Below are 19818 nucleotides of genomic sequence, written 5' to 3'. Positions count from 1 at the left end.
AAAATGCAGAATATATATAAAGTCACCCTACTACTTTTAATACTATCGATAACCTCGTGTACGGATGTCGTTGATGTGGAAGTACAAGAAGGCACTAAGCGCTTGGTGATCCAAGCTTCCTTGGATTGGAAAAAAGGAACATCTGGTAATGAGCAGTCCGTGAAATTGAGTACATCTACAGAATTTTTTGATACCACTAGCAATACTGCTGTTACAGGCGCTTCGGTTTCAGTTACCAATGACACAAGCGGAGCTGAATTTATTTTTACGGATCAGAACAATGGGGAGTATACCACTTCGGAATTCGTACCTGTTATGGATCAATCATATACGTTGGAAGTTGTTTATAATGGGGAGACCTTTACTGCCCAAGAAACGATGACGCCAGTTACTGAAATAACTGATTTGTACCAAGGTCGTGAAGATGGTTTTGACGATGAAGAACTAGAGTTGCATGTAGAGTTTACAGATCCTGAGGACGAAGAGAATTTTTATCTTTTTAGATTTCATAAACTTGGTGATTTATTGCCTGAATTTGAAGTAGGCAATGATGAATTTATAAATGGTAATGAAATAGATACTTGGTATGAAACTGAAGAAGATGAAGATACTGATAAAATAGAAGCGATTCAGCCAGGCGATGTAGTCACTGTAGAGATGTACGGTGTGTCCGAAGCTTATTATAACTATATGGACATTTTAATAGACCAAGTAGGAGGCGTAGGTATTTTTTCTGCAACTCCCGTAGCGGTAAAGGGGAATTGCGTAAATCTAACCAACCCTGACAATTATGCACATGGCTATTTTAGGGTGACGGAAGTAGAGAAAGGGAGTTATACTTTTGAGTGATTTCTGTTGGTGTTGAGTAGTTAGTATGGAGTATAGAGAATAAAGTATTGGGTCGTTGTTTACAGTTTTAAAAGTTGGTACTGCCGGATAATTAAAATGAAAAAAAACTCAGGTAAAGCATTTTTAAGATGGGCGTTTTTTAACTTCTACTAACTACTAACTACTAACTACTAACTACTAACTACTAACTACTAACTACTAACTACTAACTACTAACTACTAACTACTAACTACTAACTACTAACTACTAACTCTTACCACCAAACCACAAAGAGTTTCTCATATTCAGTGTCCGATTTTTTCATCCATAGCATGGGGGCATTTTCATTTAGGGTTCGCAGGTTTACTTCCATGAGAGTTTCAAAATGTGAAGACCAGCGGACCTTTCTATGTGGTTCTATTACCCATTCTGATTTACTGGGAAGGTAATATTTACTGTTTCTAAACTCTTCTTTTTCAAAATCATTAAAACGAAGCCAATAACCATAGATGCAGTCCGTATTTAAAGGAGTGATATCAACTTTCATATTAGAATAGGGCATGAAGAGCTGCGCTTTATAACAGGCTTGGTGCTCAATGTCTTCATGGTTTATATTCTTTTCCGATAAAGTGGCAATACCATTTTCTGAGTGCAGTAAGGGGAACTGTCTATCTCGTATTTTTTCCATTTTAGTATAGAACATATCTCTTCGGTTAGGTCCTATTAATCGGTGAATAGGTTCTGAAATGGTAGGGTCAACGATGTAGAATTTATAAGTAAGTTCAACGTGAATCAGTTGTTTTGATTCTAAATTCTTCAGAATAAAATCGATTTCACCAATGGTAAGATTTCCATCTTTTACCGGTTGGTTGTGAAGCACAAGTTCGTACGTATCGTTTCGTATTAACAGCTGTTCAAAAACATGTTCCATTTGATGACCTAACCGCATCTTTTTAAAAATGGGTTTAGGAAGAAAACGATTCATGTTCAGTTCCGGGAAAAGAAACTGCTCAATCCCAAATTGCTCACCAAGCCACAGAGGCGGGGTATTCAAAAAACCTAAACATTGTTCTTTAATCATCGTTTACGAAGATATGGCCTCTAAACGTGCTGTCAAAAAAATAAACGGCACTTTGTAAGACTTTAGTAATTGCAGCATTTCTTGTCATTTTAATCCCTAAAACTTCTTTATCTTGTAATTTCATTTCTACAACAACTCACAAAAAAAGATAGATGAACTCAAATAGAAGAAATTTTCTAAAAAAATCGTCATTGGTAGGTGCAGGGATTGCTCTGGCCCCAACTATTTCTCAAGCCAATTTTTTAGGAACCGAGCGGCCTTTTTCGTCGCAATATATGGGTGGTTTTAGCGCCCCAAAATTAGACAAGGTGCGTTTTGCATTTATTGGGGTAGGCGCTAGAGGTTCAGGCCACGTAGCGCAAATTGCCGCTATTGAGGGAACGGAAGTTGTTGCTATATCGGATTTATATGAAGATTTGGCCCAAAAGTCGGCTGATGTCTGTAAGGAGGCAGGTAAAGGGCAACGCCATAAAAAAGTAAAGCTATACACGGACGGTGAGGACGACTGGAAAAAAATGTTAGAAAAGGAAAAACCGGATGCTGTAATAATTGCGACTCCGTGGGGTTTACACGCCCCAATGGCTATTGCAACAATGAATGCAGGAGCCCATGCTTTTGTGGAAGTTCCTTTGGCCTTAACTATAGAAGAGATGTGGCAAATTGTGGATGTGTCCGAAAAGACAAAGAAACATTGCATGATGATGGAGAACGTTAACTATGGCAGGGATGAGTTGTTGTATTTAAATATGTGCCGAGAAGGAGCAATTGGCGAACTGCTTCATGGTGAAGCGGCCTATATTCACGAATTGCGTTTTCAGATGAACGAGGTGGATCGTGGTACGGGTTCGTGGCGTACACCGCATTATGCACATAGAAACGGAAACTTATATCCAACACATGGTTTGGGACCTGTTGCCCAATACATGAACGTTGGACGCACAGATGACAATTTCAAGTTTATAAACGCTTTTTCATCACCTGCAAAAGGTCGTCAATTATATGCTGAAAAGAATTTTCCCGCAGATCACAAATGGAATAAGCTGGATTATAAAGGAGGGGATATCAATACTTCCATTATAAAGACCAACTTAGGTAGAACCATTATGGTACAATGGGATGAAACGAGTCCACGACCATATACCCGCCATAACATGATTCAGGGTACAAAAGGTACTTTGGCCGGTTTTCCTACACGAGTTGCAATTGAAGGAGGTGTAGAAGGGGCGACCGAAGACCATCATCACTGGGCGGAAGGCGATGGCTTGGCAAAAATCTATGAAAAATATGAGCACCCGTTATACAAACGAGTAGGCGATTTGGCAACGAAAATGGGAGGTCACGGGGGTATGGACTTTATGATGCTTTTCCGCATTGTAGAGTGTTTAAGAAACGGAGAACCTTTAGATCAAAATGTATACGAAGGTTGTTTGTGGAGTGCAGTTTCTCCTTTAAGTGAGGCTTCTGTGGCAAATAATGGTGCTCCACAAGAGTTTCCAGATTTTACCCGTGGTGCGTGGAAAACGACGGCACCTCTGGGTATTATAAGTTAGGTGACTTTTAATTTTAATAAGTCTAACGTCAATGTTTTTTTAGTGGCAATAGCCTGTAACCGTTAACATTTCCTAAAAATGGAGGTGTTAACGGTTTTATTAAGTAATTTTATATAATGGCTATGAACACAAGAAAAGGGTTCCGGTTTTCAACGTATGAAGCACCGGAACAGACTCCCTTTGAAAAACTTTTCGATATTTTTCAAGAACTCATAACCCATACTTCGGGCGATTTTGATGAGGCCATTGATTGGTTGCGTGAATTGGATAAGGAGTATGAACTGACGGATGATGAATACACGATCGATGATTTCATAGAGGAGCTAAAAGCAAAAGGATATATTCAGGAAGAATTTGAAGATGGTGGTGCTGGTGGAGAAGGAGAAGAGGGCGATGAAAATGGTGGAAAAGGTAATATTTCCATTACCGCTAAAATGGAACGCCTTATTCGCCAACGTGCTTTAGACCAAATTTTCGGTAAAATTAAACGTAGTGGCTCTGGAAACCATAAGACCGGTAAATCCGGGCAAGGGGATGAGCATACGGGAGATTTAAGGGAATATCGTTATGGTGATGGTCTAGAGAACATTTCAATGACCGAGAGTCTTAAGAATGCCCAAATCAATCATGGAATGGGCAGCTTCACCTTAAATGAAGATGATTTAGTGGTTGAAGATACGCAACACAAGGCCCAGATGAGTACAGTGTTGATGATAGATATTAGCCACAGTATGATTTTGTACGGCGAAGACCGTATTACACCTGCCAAAAAGGTGGCAATGGCACTTGCGGAGTTGATTACCACTCGGTATCCCAAAGACACTTTAGATATTTTGGTTTTCGGCAATGATGCTTGGCCGATTCCGATCAAAGATCTTCCCTATTTAAAGGTAGGGCCTTATCATACCAATACTGTAGCGGGACTACAATTAGCGATGGATATGCTCCGCCGTAAGCGGAATACCAACAAACAGATTTTTATGATTACGGATGGGAAGCCCAGTTGTTTACGGCTTCCTGATGGTACGTATTATAAGAATAGTGTAGGCCTGGATGATTATATTGTTGAGAAATGTTATAATATGGCACGGCAGGCACGGAAATTACACATCCCCATAACAACTTTTATGATTGCACAAGATGCTTATTTAATGCAGTTTATTCGTCATTTTACGGAAGCGAACAAAGGCAAGGCTTTCTTTACGGGATTAAAAGGTCTGGGTGAAATGATTTTTGAAGATTACGAGAGCAACAGGAAAAAAAGATTGAAATAAGAGATTCTACCTATGAAATTAGATAATAAAAAGATACAAACGCTTGGCGAGTTAAAAGCTGCCGGATACCAGACCAAAAGCGTTAAGGATGAGTTACGTGACAATCTCATTCAAAAAATTAAAAAAGGAGAAGATGCATTTACTGGCGTGTGGGGTTATGAAGATTCCGTAATTCCAGAATTGGAACGTGCGATTCTATCTCGGCATAACATCAACTTATTAGGACTACGGGGACAGGCAAAAACACGTTTGGCACATTTAATGGTCAATTTGCTGGATGAGTATATTCCTGTGGTAGAAGGTTCTGAAATTAATGATGATCCATTACAACCTATGTCGCGCTACGCCATGGAGCTCATTAAGGAAAAAGGTGAAGATACTCCAATTTCTTGGTTGCATAGAAAAGAGCGTTTTGCTGAAAAACTAGCAACACAGGATGTAACCGTAGCCGATTTGATTGGAGATGTGGACCCGATAAAAGCGGCGAACCTTAAATTGTCGTATGCTGATGATAGGGTGATTCACTTTGGAATGATTCCGCGTGCGAACCGTTGTATTTTTGTTATCAATGAGCTTCCGGATTTGCAGGCTAGAATTCAAGTTTCGCTATTCAATATCTTGGAGGAAGGCGATATTCAGATTCGTGGTTTTAAATTGCGTTTACCGTTGGATATTCAGTTTGTATTCACGGCAAACCCTGAAGATTATACCAACAGGGGAAGTATTGTAACACCGTTAAAAGATAGAATTGGGTCCCAAATTTTAACCCATTATCCAGAGGATATTGAAACGGCAAGAAAAATCACGGAACAAGAAGCACATCTTGATGCACGCCAAACAGATTCTGTTTATGTTCCGGATTTGGCAAAAGACTTGTTGGAGCAGATTATTTTTGAAGCACGTGATAGTGAGTATGTAGATGCTAAAAGTGGGGTAAGTGCACGAACTAGTATTACGGCTTTTGAGAACTTATTAAGTACTGCAGAAAGAAGGGCTTTACTGGCCGATGCCGATGGCACCATGGTACGCTTAAGTGATTTTATGGGTATTGTTCCTGCTATTACCGGTAAGATAGAATTAGTGTATGAAGGAGAGCAAGAAGGCGCTGATAGTGTTGCCGAAATATTGATTGATGATGCGGTAAAAAGTCTGTTTCCTCAATACTTTCCTGCTATAAACAAATTGGAAAGAAAAGATGCTCCATCTCCTTATGATGACTTATTAAGTTGGTTCTTTCAAGGGGAAGGTTTTGAACTTTTAGATGAGTTTACAGATGAGGAATATAAACGGACTTTGGATAGTATTCCTGAGTTGAATCAGTTGATAAAGGAGCATCAGCCCGATTTTCCGAAAGAAGATATATACTTCTTAAAAGAATTGATTCTATGGGGATTGGTATCCCATAAAAAATTAAGCAAAAATAGATTCTCAGAGGGGTATCAATTCAAAGACCTTTACGGAAGTTATATAGACGGTTTGTAAAAACTATAGTATAAAAGTAAATAGCCCTTTCGTTAGAAAGGGCTATTTTAATATTTGTGTTTCATCCTGAAATAAGTTGACATAATCGACTTATTCATGAAACATTCAATTGTTCAGTTATAATTATTCAATTACCCACACGTCATTGTAATGTGTTCTAAGATTGTCATCTTGGTCAATGTTCAATCCACCGGAAATAAGTATTTTATTTTCAAATAATACTGAAGCGTGTCCTAATCTTCCAGGATAGGAATCGTTGCCGTTCAGTTTATTCCATTGGGTTCCATTATCTGAATACCACACATCTGCAAATGATATAACATCTTGCTCCATCGTTTCTTGATTCGTTACAGCTTGCCAGCCACCAATGACCCACATTTTATTATCATAAACTAATGAAGTTTGATTAGCACGAATTTCGAATACGGATTCAGTAGCTACTTCCGTCCAGTTAATACCATCGGTTGACGTGTAGATATCATTGTAAAATAACGGAGAAAAATCTTGAATAGAGGTTCCTCCCATTAAGTACATTTTACCATTAAATACAATAGTAGTGTGGTCTGTACGTGGAGAAAATTGCGTGCTTGAGGCTGCTTCTGTCCAAGTTATACCGTCTTCGGAGTACCAAACGTCATTCATTTGTTCATTTACCTTAGTTCCACCAATAACCCATAACTTACCATCATAAACTACAGTAGAATGTCCTTCTCTAGAACCGAACGGACCGGATAAATCATTTCGTACCCAATCTATACCATTGGTAGATGACCAGATATCACTAAAACCGCCACCAATAATCCAGAACTTGTTTTTGAACACAATAGCGGTATGATTGTTTTTGCTGAAAAAACCAAACGGGTCTTCTACTTCTAGCTGCCAAGTCTCACCATCTACAGAAGACCATACATCATCATATATAGAATTGTCATCACCGCCACCTATCAACCATAGTTTTCCGTCAAATTCGGTAATACTGTGGTTTCTTCTTTTGCTAAATTGTGCATTAGCGGTAAGGGCAGATTCGGATAAAGCGAAGCCTTTCGTGGTAAAGCTAAAAGTTTCGGTACTTTCGGTTTCACCTCCATTACCGTCCGTAGCAATTACTTTCCAGTAGTAGGTTTTATTTCGGTTTAAGCCTTCCGTAATGGAAAACTCTGTTGTAGTAAGGTTTTCGGCTATAGTAGTTTCAGGAGATTCATTTATATCCAAAACAAGTTTATAGGTTATTGTGTCATCATCTTGATCTGTGGTCGCAGCCCAGGTCAAAAGGGGATTTATTTCTGCATCTACGGCACCATTTTCTAGAGTGGATAGGCTGAACGCATCAGGGGCATTGTTTTCGGATTCCTGTTCTTCCTCTTCCTGTTGCTCTTCTTGTTGTTCTGTTTCAGTTTCTGGGATATCAGCTAACAAATCGTCCTCGGAACATGCGCTGAAAATTACAAGAAAAACACTTGCTAAAAGTAGGTTGTTAAACTTCATATATTAGGGATTTTAAGTTAGAAGTATATAACTATTGGCCTAGAAAAAAATTTGAAGCTATAGACGAAGTGCGTATTCTTCCTGATGAACTTCAAGCATAATAAATAGCTGGCATATCTGTCTGTAAGGAATTTTAAAACGGAAGTACCAACATCATATTTCAATAGTTGGAAACCGTTAAATAGTTTGCTTAGAAGGATAATTAGGTTATATTTGGTAAACCAATTTGGTAAACCAATTAATTCGAACTTTTGGTGAATACTGAAAATAGATTTTAAAAATTCTCAACGGTTTAAGCAATCTATTAAAACAAACCTTCTCAACATACTTGAATGATGAAAACTAGATTATTAGTAATAAGTGTCGCTCTTTTATTTTTTTCGTTTACAACTGAAGCTCAAAAGGAAGAGACGTATGTTAACGATATTGCGGAGTTGAATGCCGCCATTAATTCCGCAAGGCCGGGAGATGAAATTATAATGGCCAATGGGAATTGGGATGACGTGCAAATAAAATTTGTAGGTTATGGTAAACAGGGTCAACCTATAACTTTAAAAGCTGAAACCGCAGGTAAGGTAATTATAAGTAGCCAATCCGATTTAAAACTTGGTGGGGAATACTTGGTTGTTAGTGGTTTATATTTTACCAACGGGGCATCTCCTTCTGATGCCGTTATAGATTTTGCCATCAATAAAGATACTGTGGCCAATCATTCCCGGGTAACAAACACCGTAATTTTAGATTTCAATAAAGTTCAAAGAAACCAGACGGATCTCTGGGTACTTTTTAATGGACGTTATAATGAATTGGACCATTGTTACATAGCTGGGAAATCTAACAGAGGACCTACCGTTAGAATTGATTTAGCCGGAAACAAAAGCATAAAGAACTACCACAAAATACATGATAACTATTTTGGGCCAAGACCTCCAAAAGGCGGGCCTAGTGCAGAAACCATACAACTTGGCAATAGTTATACCTCAATGGCCCCAAGCTATACCATGGTATCCAACAATTTCTTTGATAGATGTAATGGGGAAGTAGAAATTATCTCAAGCAAATCAAATTTTAATGAATTCAGGAACAATGTTTTTTATAAGAGTGAAGGTTCCTTGGTAACAAGACATGGTAACTATTGCATAGTAGACGGTAATTATTTTATAGGCGATACCAGTTCTGAGCAAATAGGAGGGATTAGGTTAATAGGCACTGGGCATTGGGTTACCAATAATTATTTCTATAATCTAAAAGGCAAGACCTTTAGAAGTCCGCTTGCTGTAATGAACGGTATTCCAAAATCTCCGCTTAATAGATATTTGCAGGTAACGGACGTGGTGGTAGCCAATAACTCATGGATTAACTGTGATTCGCCGTGGCAGTTTGGAGTGGGGGCAAATGTAGACCAAAAGGATATTCTTCCACTTTCTGAAATCCGGTCGGCGAGACCTATTCGCACGACTGTTGCGAACAACCTAATTTATAATGATAAGGGAGATGAGCAACCTATTATAGCTCACGATTCTATAGATGGAATTGATTTTGAAAGTAATATTATCAACAACCAAGGTGTTTCATTTAAAGAAGTTCCAGGATTAGAGCGTAAAGACTTTACAGTTTCGGAATTGGAGAAAAACGTTTTTATTCCTACAAACGATATATCAGGTACGGAGCTGTACAATGGTTTTGAATTTGAACAGATTAAAACGGACATCTTTGGAAACTCCAGGGCAGATAGTAACTCTGTGGGAGCCATTGTTAAAGCACCAGCTGAAAAGCTAAATATTATGGATAGGTCGCAATACGGACCTGATTGGTATAGTTCAGGAATGGCTAAAAATGAGGTTCATAGGAATCATTCCGTAGGTTCGGTTTCTCAATTGACAAAAGCTATTAAAAACGCAAAAAGTGGTGATACTATAGTCTTGACTTCCAGCCGATATAAACTTAAAACCTCGTTAAAGATTGATAAGAACCTGACCATTCGCTCTGTAGATAAAACTAAAAAAGCTTCCATTCAATATTACGGGCCAGCAAAATCCCCAGCGTTTGAAATGAATCCAAAAGGAGAGCTTACCCTAAAAAGTGTTGTTTTAAAAGGTACTGATGAGCAGTATGCTTTTGCGAGTTTAAAGAACAATATGTCCAGTTTGTACAATCTTACCGTTGTGGATTCTGAAATATCCAATTTTGACTATGTGCTAAAAGCCTATAAATATTCATTCTCGGAGTACATCAAATTTAAATCTACTGCGATTGTTAACTGCGCAAACGGTTTAGAATTATCAGAAGAGACTGATGATCGTGGCGAATACAATGCAGAAAATATATTCATTGATGATTGTCAGTTTACGGAGGTGGGTAAGAACGTAATTGATTACTATAGAGGGGGGTATGATGAGTCTACGGTAGGTGGAAATTTAATTGTGACCAATAGCGTCTTTACAAAATGCGGTGAGCACGAGGAAGATGGTATTTTAATCAATACCTATGGGATTATCAATGTTGAGCTTTCAGGAAATACATTTCAGGACAACGCTGTAAAATTTGTTGCCCGCCTTTGGGGAGCGAAAAACAATACACATTCTAATAACCAAATACAGAATTCAGGAGAATTGATTGTAGAAGAAAATTTGCCACTTAAGCTTATGTACTAATTCTAGTTTACGCAGGTTGCGGAATCCTTCGGGTCGGGATTTGATTAAAGGTAAGGTATATTTCCAGAACATGCGGTAGGTGATTTAAAGCAACAGAAAGCGGAATAAGCCAGTAATTATATTTTTTTTGAAAAATTCAACGGTCAATACTACCCATATTGACCGTTTTTGTGTTAAATATTTGTGGGTCTATTAAATATATGTATTTTTGGTAAACCAGTTTGGTAAACCAATTATAGTTATGAGACACCTAAGCAAATTTTTATCGTTTATTATTATTACCATATCATGCTCTCTTGCTGAAGCGCAGCACACGGAGACCGTAAAAAATGTTGCGGAGTTCAACGAGGCTCTTTTAAATATACAACCCGGAGATAGCATTGTTCTTGCCAGTGGTGTATGGATGGATTCAGAGCTTTTGTTTGAGGCTGATGGTACCGCTGAAAAACCAATTATACTTACCGTTCAAGAAAAAGGAAAAGTAACTTTAGAAGGAGCTTCTAATTTAAGAATAGCGGGAGACCATCTTATTGTTAAAGGGCTTGTCTTTAAAAATGGATATACCCCAACTAATGCCGTGATCTCTTTTAGAAAAAGTAGGGAGGAAATAGCAAATAACTCTCGGTTAACAGAATGTGTAATCGATAATTTTAATAATCCAGAACGACAGGTACAGGACTATTGGGTTACTATTTATGGAAAAAATAATAGGATAGACCATAATCATATTGTAGGTAAAAAGAATCTTGGGGTTACCATGATTGTTGGCTTGGATACAGAAGATAGTAGAGAAAACAATCATAAAATAGACCATAACTATTTTGGCCCTCGTCCTACTTATGGGAACAATGGAGGTGAAACATTAAGAATCGGAACAAGCCATCATGCATTAGAAAATTCAAATACCTTAGTAGAATCCAATTATTTTGACAGAACTAATGGCGAGCATGAAATCATATCAAATAAATCCTGTCAGAATACTTTTAAATACAATACTTTTTTTGAGTGTACGGGAACTTTAACCATGCGCCACGGAAACGAAACTTTGGTGGACGGTAACGTTTTTATTGGTAATGGAAAGCCAAGTACAGGTGGTGTTCGTGTGATTAACGAAACACAAACGGTAATCAATAATTACCATATTGGTTTAACGGGGTACCGTTTTAGAGGAGCCTTTGTAATGATGAACGGAGTGCCAGATTCTCCGCCAAACCGCTATGTACCCGTAATTAATTCTAAGGTGAACAACAACACTTTTGTAAATTGCGATAATATTCTTTTTGGTGCTGGTAGTGACGAAGAAAGAAGTCAAGCACCACGAACATCGGAATTTTCAGAGAATATTATTTACAATGAAACTAAGAAAGACATCTTTACTATTGATGATGACATTAGCGGAGTGACTTTCAAGGATAATATTTTAGGTGAAAATTCGAAGACCACTATAGAGAAAGGGTTTAAGAATGCTGATATGAAGTTGGTGAAAAACGAGCAGGGGTTTTTAATTCCTACATCAAAAAAAATTAAGACTAAGGTTACCATAAGCCCAAAAATTGCAACTAAGGAGAACACGGGGGTAAGTTGGTACTCCAAAGTAGATAATTCCGTAGCATTAAGTTCTGGTAAAACACTAAAAGTAGAAGTGGGCATAAATACGTTATTTGAAATCGTTAAAAATTCGGAAGCGGGTGATATTATTGAGTTAGAAGAAGGAGGTATTTATTTATTGACGAAAGCCGTTAAAATAAAACATCCGCTTACTTTTAAAACTAAGGGAACTAAAAAAGCGACTATTTTGTTCGAAAGGATGATGGCTTTTGAGATTCAAAATGGCGGTAGTCTGTCTTTGGAGAACATTACTTTTGATGGGGCTAAATCTCCTGATTATGCGGGTAATTCGGTTATCAGTACAAGTAAAAACTCTATGAATGACAACTACAAATTATTCATTGATAATTGCGAGTTTAAAGATTTGGTAGTAAATCATTCATTTGATGTTTTAAGGGTTTCTAAAGGCACATTTGCGGATACCATCAGCATTAAAAATTCGACCTTTAAAAAAATCACGGGTAGCATTGCGGCATTAGATAAGGAGACGGATGATATTGGAGCGTATAACGTGGAATACTTTATTATGAAGAACAACACCATTAGCGAGTTACAAGGTGCGGCTTTACGTTTGTACAGAGGTGGTAAAGACGAAAGTACTTTTGGTCCGTTTTTGGAGGTGGACCACAATGTGTTTGATAATGTGGGTTATGGCAAGAAAAACAAATATAAAGCTGCCATCTCTTTGTATGGCGTTCAAGAGACGGATATAAAAAACAATATTTTTAAGGATAGCAAGGCTATTGAAATGCACTTGGTAGTTGGTGAGCCAATCGTTAAAGTGCGTAATAATGCCTTAAGTAACTCGGAAAAACTTGTAGTAACAGGAGACCAAAAGTATGTTGTAGAAAACCAATGGGAGTTGGCTCCTGAATTCATGAAGGGCTCTTATTCCCTTAGTGAAGATTCCCCTTTTAAAGGAAAAGCTACTGATGGTAGTGATTTAGGGTTGAAATAAGAGCAAATACTAATAATTTGGCCGAACATCGTTTATTCATAAAATGATGTTCGGCCTTTTAGTTTAAACTTGATACGCAGGAAGATTGAATATAAAAGAACTTCCTTCTTTAGGCTTACTCAATACGGTGATCGTAGTGTCATGCAAGTCCATTATTTTTTTCACAATGGCAAGTCCAAGTCCATAGCCTTGTTTCTTAGAGCTTTTATCTACTTGTTTATACCTGTCAAATATAAAGGGCTGTTCGTTTACGGGAATTCCCGTACCGGTATCCGTAATGTTTATTTCAACATTTTTTCCTTTTTTCTGGAGTGATAGGGTAACCTTTCCATTGGCTTGCGTGTACTTCAAAGCATTTTCTATCAGGTTTTGTAAAGCTCGTTCCACGAGACTTACATCAGCAAAGACCATACAATTTTCTTCAGGATTATCTAGCTGAAGGTCAATTTGCTTCTGTTCGGCCAGCACCCTGAACTTTGCAATTAGATCATGAGAAAGTTCGGTTATTGAAAACGGCTCTTTTACCGGTGTTACTTGTTCGGCCTCCAATTTAGAATATTCAAAAAGCTGATTTATCAAGTTAGAAAGCTTATCTACATTGTCATGGGTTATCTGTAGGTATTCTTGTTTCTGGTCTTCGGAAAGTGACTCGTTTTTAATCTGGAGCGTTTCAATATATCCTTTTAGAATAGCCAACGGAGTCCTGAGATCGTGCGATACGTTTGCAATTAATTCCCTTCGCAACAAATCAATGGACTGCATTTTATCCATGTTTCCCACAATATTATCCGCCATTTCGTTAAACGATTTGGCAAACACTTCAATATCTGAATTCTCGGGATTTTTTATACGCGCCTGTAAGTCACCATCATGGAATTTGCGAACGGTCTTGGTAATTAGGCGTAAATTCTTAGTTAAGAACCAAATAGCTATAAGGCCAATAATTAGTGAAAACAACATAGTAAGCAAGGTTGCACCAATACCTAATTTTGTAAAATACTGAGTCAATAAATTATTGCTTACTTCCTGAAATTTTTTACCAGCTAGTACAATGTAAACATATCCATTGCGCCCATCAACGGAGTAGGGTGCCGCCGAAAATATTTTTTGCTCTCCAATATTTCTAGGGTCATCTCCAAGAACAAAACGCTCGCCTTTATTTTTAATGAAGAATTCTATAGGCGACAGTGAAACACTTTTAATAGAACTTTTGTCGCCATGATCTAATACTACGGAATACAGAACTTCCCCCGTCTCATTCAACAGGTAAACTTCAATACTTTGGTTTACAGCCATCATATCGTGCATTAAATCCCCAAAAAGAGGTTTGTTTACACTACCATCTTCAAGAAATGGCGAGGCATCTTTAAACTTTTCAGCTATTACATGGTTTGCAACATCGGCATTAAGCCGTTGCGTGGTCTCTTGGCTATATTTATTGGCAAAGTACCCGGTAATAAATATAAAAGAAGCCCCCATCAATAAGACCAGAAGGATAAATGCCAACCAAAGTTTTTTGATCAGCTTGGGCGTCAAGGTTTTTTCTGTCTGGCTCATAGTGAGATGTCTTCGTTAAACTTATAGCCAACGCCCCAAGTTGTGAGAATAAAAGTAGGGTTGGCCATGTCTGATTCAATTTTAGCTCGTAGCCTATTTATATGAGAATTTACCGTATGCTCGTAACCCTCAAAATTATAGCCCCAAATCATATTCAAAAGCTCGGTTCGTGAGTAGTTTCTTCCCGGGTTGGAGGCCATGAGAACTAAAAGTTCAAATTCCTTTGGAGATAGTTCAACTTTGGAATCGTTTAAAAGTACTTTCCGTTTATCAATATCTATAAAAAGACCTTCACATTCAATAGTTGCCGTGTTTTCCGCTTTAGTTTGTTGTGCGTCCGTACGTCGCATAACTGCTTTAATACGAGCCAATAACTCGCGTATACTAAATGGTTTTGTGATGTAGTCATCCGCACCAATTTCTAGTCCTAAAACGCGATCTATCTCTTCCGATTTTGCGGTAAGCATAATTACCGGTGTATTCTTTTCGGCTCTTAGTTTTTTGCAAATTTCAACCCCATCCATACTTGGTAAGGTTAGATCCAATAGAATAAGGTCATAATCTTTATTTAACGCCATTAGTAAGCCTTCAGCACCATCCATGGCTTTTGAAGTCTTATAAATGAGATCGGTAAGATGAATCTCTAACAGTTTGATGATTTCTGGATCATCTTCTATAATCAATATTTCTTTCATAATTCAGAATACGAATGACGTTAAAAAGTATCACATAGTTATCACGGTATTTCTAAAATAGACAAACGGTAGGTAATGGTCCACAATATCCTTTGAAACCCGAAAATTATTGATAACCTGATGCTTAAGTCGTAAAAGTTCACAAAAGTATCACGGAATTAAAGGAAAAGTTTAGCTTTCTGTGACTTTTCCTTTCAATATAACAATTAGTTTGGGTACAACTTAAAAACACGTTATTATGGAAAGAAAACTACTTTTTAATTTGAATGCGAACAACAGATCACTTTTGTATTGGTCTGCACTCTTGCTGACTTTAGTGATGTTTTTCATGTCACCAACAATTTTAGCAAATGATACTACTGAAGCATCCGAAGGGGGAGAAATTAGCGGAGGTCCTTTTATGTTTTGCGTTGGAGATAATTATCCAGACCACGTTTCCGGGGTAGAAGTCTCTGGAAATAACGGAGAAAACTCACAATGGGTCGTAACTGACGAAGCAGGTACTATATTAGGATTGCCACCAAATCCGGAAGCAGTAGATTTTGATGGCGCAGGACCCGGTACTTGTTTGATATGGCATTTGAGCTATACCGATGGATTGGCAGGCTTGGCAGGTGGCATGAATATTTCTGGGTTGGAAGGTGAATTCAATTTTTCCAATTCTGTTACGGTGTATCGGAACCAACCGGACGGAGGTACATTAACAGGAGGCCCATTTGAGTTTTATGTAGACGGTTCTCCGGATATGGTCAGCGGAATCGCCGTTACGGGAAAACGTTCAGGCAAGAACAGCACATTTGTCATTACCGATGAAGCTGGGAAGATATTGGGAATACCGCCATCCATGGCCGCAGTTGAAGGCGTAGATTTTGATGGAGCAGGAGCTGGCACTTGTCTAATCTGGCATTTGCGCTATGAGGACGGACTGCAAGGTGCCGAGATGGGTCTGAACGCCAATGACCTTGTAGGGTGTTATGACCTGTCCAATCCTATAGAAGTGGTACGAAAAGAGAAAATGGTGGTCAATGCCGGTGAGCTTTCCGGTGGTCCTTTCTATTTCTGTGTGGACGGAATTGAGGATATGGTCTCGGGAATAACCATGGACGGTGATGCCGTGGGGACCAACAGTTCTTTTGTCATTACGGATGATACAGGGAAGATATTAGGACTTCCGCCAACTATGGAAGCTCTGGAAGGTGTAAACTTTGATGGAGCTGGAGCGGGCACATGCCTGATATGGTACCTGAAGTACGAAGACGGACTGGAAGGCGCGGAAATGGGTCTGAACGCCCATAATTTAAAAGGGAATTTCGATTTATCCAATTCAATTATGGTCGTCCGCACGGAAACCGATGCAGGTACATTAACAGGAGGCCCATTCGAGTTTTATGTAGACGGTACTCCGGATATGGTGAGTGGAATCGCCGTTACGGGAAAACGTTCAGGCAAGAACAGCACATTTGTCATTACCGATGAAGCCGGGAAGATATTGGGAATACCGCCATCCATGGGCGCAGTTGAAGGCGTGGATTTTGATGGAGCGGGAGCTGGCACTTGTTTGATCTGGCATTTGCGCTATGAGGACGGACTGCAAGGCGCCGAGATGGGTCTGAACGCCAATGACCTTGTAGGGTGTTATGACCTGTCCAATCCAATAGAAGTGGTACGAAAAGAGAAAATGGTGGTCAATGCCGGCGAGCTTTCCGGTGGTCCTTTCTATTTCTGTGTGGACGGAATTGAGGATATGGTCTCGGGAATAACCATGGACGGTGATGCCGTGGGGACCAACAGCTCTTTTGTCATTACGGATGATACAGGGAAGATATTAGGGCTTCCGCCAACTATAGAAGCTTTGGAAGGTGTAAACTTTGATGGAGCGGGAGCGGGCACATGCCTGATATGGTACCTGAAGTACGAAGACGGACTGGAAGGCGCGGAAATGGGAATGAACGCCCATGATTTAAAAGGGAATTTCGATCTATCCAATTCAATTATGGTCGTCCGCACGGAAACCGATGCGGGTACATTAACAGGAGGCCCATTCGAGTTTTATGTAGACGGTACTCCGGATATGGTCAGCGGAATCGCCGTTACGGGAAAACGTTCAGGCAAGAACAGCACATTTGTCATTACCGATGAAGCCGGGAAGATATTGGGAATACCGCCATCCATGGCCGCAGTTGAAGGCGTGGATTTTGATGGAGCGGGAGCTGGCACTTGTTTGATCTGGCATTTGCGCTATGAGGACGGACTGCAAGGCGCCGAGATGGGTCTGAACACCAATGACCTTGTAGGGTGTTATGACCTGTCCAATCCTATAGAAGTAGTCCGCAAGGAGATTCCGGTTACAGAAACGACTTCAAAAGCTTACCCAATACCAGCTTCCGATGTTTTAACTGTTTCCTTACCCGAATTTACTGCACCAAACGTCGCAGTTTCATTATTTGATGTTGCAGGCAATCCTGTAAAAACTGAAATGAGTTCGGTAGAGGATAAACAAATTGCTCTCAATGTGCAATCGGTGCCAGGAGGTTTATATCTTCTGCGAATTAGCCAGCCAAATGGTAAAACAATTACAAAAAAGATTGTAATAAAATAACCATAAGATTGTCATGAGGTTTTGAACGATCTCTTAATTGTTCAAAAAAAGAAACCCCGTTAATTAACGGGGTTTTCATATTGTAATGGATTATTGGTCATTCCCAAGAATCAATATGTTGGTTCATATCATCAAATTCATAGGCTCCGACCATATCTCTACGATATTTGATTGCTAATAGGGTGAGTCCCAATAAAAATACGTGCAACAAGAATATCAATATACCTATAGGGAAAAAGCTAGCAGGAATAATATGGTTTTCAAACTCAGAATAACTAAAAAGAATATATAAGGATTCTAAGGTTTTAAATACATATACCGCAAATACAACATATAATATATATTCTATGTTACGCATTTGTGGGTCCGTTAATTCGTCTTCTTTTATCTTAAACCAAAGTACATATAGAAAAGTGAAGTGCGTTAAGGTCAACAACGGAAAAATATAGTTGTTGGGTTTAAGGAGATAAAAGGTGTTGGTGTACAGCCCGTAAAAACTAAAAATAATGAGTACAGCTATGACGGCTATTGAACTATGTATTGTTCGTTTCCAGGGGAATATTTTTAAAATAAACTTCATAAAAAGTTGTTTTCCAGAGGTTGGGGGTTTATTTAGGGGCTAAAAAACGTCTTTTTTCCTACATTATTAAAAATAATCGTTAAAGCGCATGATGTTTTGCTAACGCTATGAAAATAGAATTCTACTTTAATTAGCTTACGATGACAATATTATGAAATCCAATTTTTAGAAATGCAAGATTTTGCAAATAGAACAAGGGCAACGCTCACTATAATAACCATAACTGGTAAAACCATTGCATTGGCACCATAGACTTCAAAAGTATTGCTTAAGAAAAATTGATATATATTCTGTGCAAGCACTCCAATCAACGAAATGAGGAGAATGGTTTGCGCCCATTTCTTACGCATGAGCAGAGCAATACACCCTAAGGCACCAGCCCAAACGGCAGTTGCATAGGCCGCAGTTACCCAAACAGGTCTAGACTCATACAGAAACCGTTGTTCTTGAGACAAATTTGCTAGGTCTTCAACAGTCATATAAGCATCGGTCAAGTAAGCGAAGACTCCCATTAGATTCCACAAAAGAGCGAGTATGCTAATAATCCAGAACCAAATGGGTGGTTTGTTTTCTATATTGGCGGTCATTTTAATTGGTTTTAAAAGGTTGTTCCTTACAAAGTACAAAAAAAATAGTAGCTTGGCCGTAAAGAGAAAATAGCATGCAAATTGCTCGTTACTGTTATTTGATTCGAGTTCAGTATTTAGGTTTTCGCTACAGCGGATGGCAAAAACAACCTGGTCAAAAAACGATTGAGGTGATGTTGACTAAAACCTTAAAGTTTGTACTTGGAAATCAAAAGTTCAAAATTCTAGGCGCTGGTAGAACAGATGCCAAGGTTTCTGCATTATCTATGGTTTTTGAACTTTTTCTAGATGGAGAACCTTTGGTGGATAAAGATGTGTTTCTATCCTTGTTCAATAAAAACCTGCCACCGGATATAAAAGCATTGTCCATTTCAGAGACCAATAGTTCTTTTAATATTATTCAGGATGCAAAAAATAAGGAGTACGTATATTTGTTTTCTTCCGGAGAAAAGAACCATCCGTTTTGCGCCCCGTTTTTAGCCAATATTTTAGATCCGTTGAATATTGAAAAAATGAAAATAGGCGCCGAGCTTTTTGAAGGATGTCATGATTTTAAAACATACACCGCGCGGTTGCAAGAGAATACCAAAACTGAACGCACCATACTTTCTTGTGAACTAAAGAAAAACGAATTGTTAAAAGCAAACTTTTTCCCGAAGGAAAGCTATGCGTTACATGTTAGTGGAAAGGGATTTATGCGCTATCAAATACGTATGATAATGGGAGCGTTGATTCAATTGGGAAAAGGTGATTTGACCTTAACCGATATTGAAGACTCTCTAAAACCTGAAAGTACCATCAAACTTACTTATGTGGCCCCCGGTTCTGGGCTTTTACTGAATCAATTGGAATTTGAATCACAAGAAATATAATTGATCA

14 protein-coding genes are annotated in these 19818 nt (G+C 38.7%); 8 read left to right on the top strand and 6 right to left on the bottom strand.

Annotated features, from left to right (window positions below; all coding sequences use genetic code 11):
- Window positions 1-3: 3 nt before the first annotated feature.
- Window positions 4-849, top strand: a complete 846-nt coding sequence (locus P0077_RS19455) for a DUF4249 family protein (protein ID WP_276166860.1) — start codon at window positions 4-6, stop codon at window positions 847-849.
- 254 nt (window positions 850-1103) lie between these two features.
- On the opposite strand, the gene P0077_RS19450 is transcribed toward P0077_RS19455, so the two are convergent.
- On the bottom strand, window positions 1104-1910 hold the full coding sequence (locus tag P0077_RS19450; RefSeq protein WP_276166859.1) for a DUF1853 family protein: 807 nt from the start codon (window positions 1908-1910) through the stop codon (window positions 1104-1106).
- Window positions 1911-2062: 152 nt separating this feature from the next.
- On the opposite strand from P0077_RS19450, the gene P0077_RS19445 reads away from it, so the two are divergent.
- The 3 genes from P0077_RS19445 to P0077_RS19435 all read left to right on the top strand — a co-directional run bounded on the left by P0077_RS19445 (window position 2063) and on the right by P0077_RS19435 (window position 6216).
- Window positions 2063-3460 (top strand): Gfo/Idh/MocA family protein, encoded by a 1398-nt coding sequence (locus tag P0077_RS19445; protein ID WP_276166858.1) that lies wholly within the window; start codon window positions 2063-2065, stop codon window positions 3458-3460.
- Window positions 3461-3576: 116 nt separating this feature from the next.
- The gene (locus P0077_RS19440; RefSeq protein ID WP_276166857.1) at window positions 3577-4734 is read left to right on the top strand and encodes a vWA domain-containing protein; all 1158 of its coding nucleotides are present in this window, start codon (window positions 3577-3579) and stop codon (window positions 4732-4734) included.
- 12 nt (window positions 4735-4746) lie between these two features.
- Complete coding sequence (locus tag P0077_RS19435; RefSeq protein ID WP_276166856.1) at window positions 4747-6216, top strand: AAA family ATPase; 1470 nt, start codon at window positions 4747-4749, stop codon at window positions 6214-6216.
- 123 nt (window positions 6217-6339) lie between these two features.
- Here the strand turns inward: P0077_RS19435 and P0077_RS19430 are convergent, their stop codons facing one another.
- Window positions 6340-7701, bottom strand: a complete 1362-nt coding sequence (locus P0077_RS19430; RefSeq protein ID WP_276166855.1) for a Kelch repeat-containing protein — start codon at window positions 7699-7701, stop codon at window positions 6340-6342.
- Between the two features lie 332 nt (window positions 7702-8033).
- Here P0077_RS19430 and P0077_RS19425 point away from each other — a divergent pair, with 332 nt between their 5' ends.
- Window positions 8034-10355, top strand: a complete 2322-nt coding sequence (locus P0077_RS19425; protein WP_276166854.1) for a chondroitinase-B domain-containing protein — start codon at window positions 8034-8036, stop codon at window positions 10353-10355.
- Between the two features lie 241 nt (window positions 10356-10596).
- Complete coding sequence (locus tag P0077_RS19420; RefSeq protein ID WP_276166853.1) at window positions 10597-12921, top strand: polysaccharide lyase 6 family protein; 2325 nt, start codon at window positions 10597-10599, stop codon at window positions 12919-12921.
- Window positions 12922-12984: 63 nt separating this feature from the next.
- Here P0077_RS19420 and P0077_RS19415 read toward each other — a convergent pair whose 3' ends face one another.
- Together P0077_RS19415 and P0077_RS19410 are read right to left on the bottom strand one after the other, a co-directional pair.
- Complete coding sequence (locus P0077_RS19415) at window positions 12985-14478, bottom strand: sensor histidine kinase (RefSeq protein ID WP_276166852.1); 1494 nt, start codon at window positions 14476-14478, stop codon at window positions 12985-12987.
- A complete protein-coding gene (locus tag P0077_RS19410; protein WP_276166851.1) occupies window positions 14475-15173 on the bottom strand; it encodes a response regulator transcription factor in 699 nt (232 codons plus the stop codon). The genes P0077_RS19415 and P0077_RS19410 overlap by 4 nt, the downstream gene beginning before the upstream one ends.
- Window positions 15174-15411: 238 nt before the next feature.
- On the opposite strand from P0077_RS19410, the gene P0077_RS19405 reads away from it, so the two are divergent.
- On the top strand, window positions 15412-17772 hold the full coding sequence (locus P0077_RS19405; protein WP_276166850.1) for a T9SS type A sorting domain-containing protein: 2361 nt from the start codon (window positions 15412-15414) through the stop codon (window positions 17770-17772).
- 97 nt (window positions 17773-17869) lie between these two features.
- Here P0077_RS19405 and P0077_RS19400 read toward each other — a convergent pair whose 3' ends face one another.
- Entirely contained in the window at window positions 17870-18352 is a 483-nt protein-coding gene (locus P0077_RS19400; protein WP_276166849.1) for a hypothetical protein, read from the bottom strand.
- Window positions 18353-18501: 149 nt separating this feature from the next.
- Window positions 18502-18939, bottom strand: coding sequence for a hypothetical protein (locus tag P0077_RS19395; protein WP_276166848.1), 438 nt, complete (start codon window positions 18937-18939; stop codon window positions 18502-18504).
- A 74-nt stretch (window positions 18940-19013) separates the two neighbouring features.
- On the opposite strand from P0077_RS19395, the gene P0077_RS19390 reads away from it, so the two are divergent.
- Complete coding sequence (locus P0077_RS19390; RefSeq protein ID WP_276166847.1) at window positions 19014-19811, top strand: tRNA pseudouridine synthase A; 798 nt, start codon at window positions 19014-19016, stop codon at window positions 19809-19811.
- Window positions 19812-19818 lie beyond the last annotated feature (7 nt).

It is taken from the genome of Zobellia alginiliquefaciens (assembly GCF_029323795.1).
Classification (GTDB): Bacteria; Bacteroidota; Bacteroidia; order Flavobacteriales; family Flavobacteriaceae; genus Zobellia; species Zobellia alginiliquefaciens.
The sequence above is the reverse complement of the archived record's forward strand: the minus strand, read 5'-3'. Positions and strand labels throughout refer to the sequence as shown.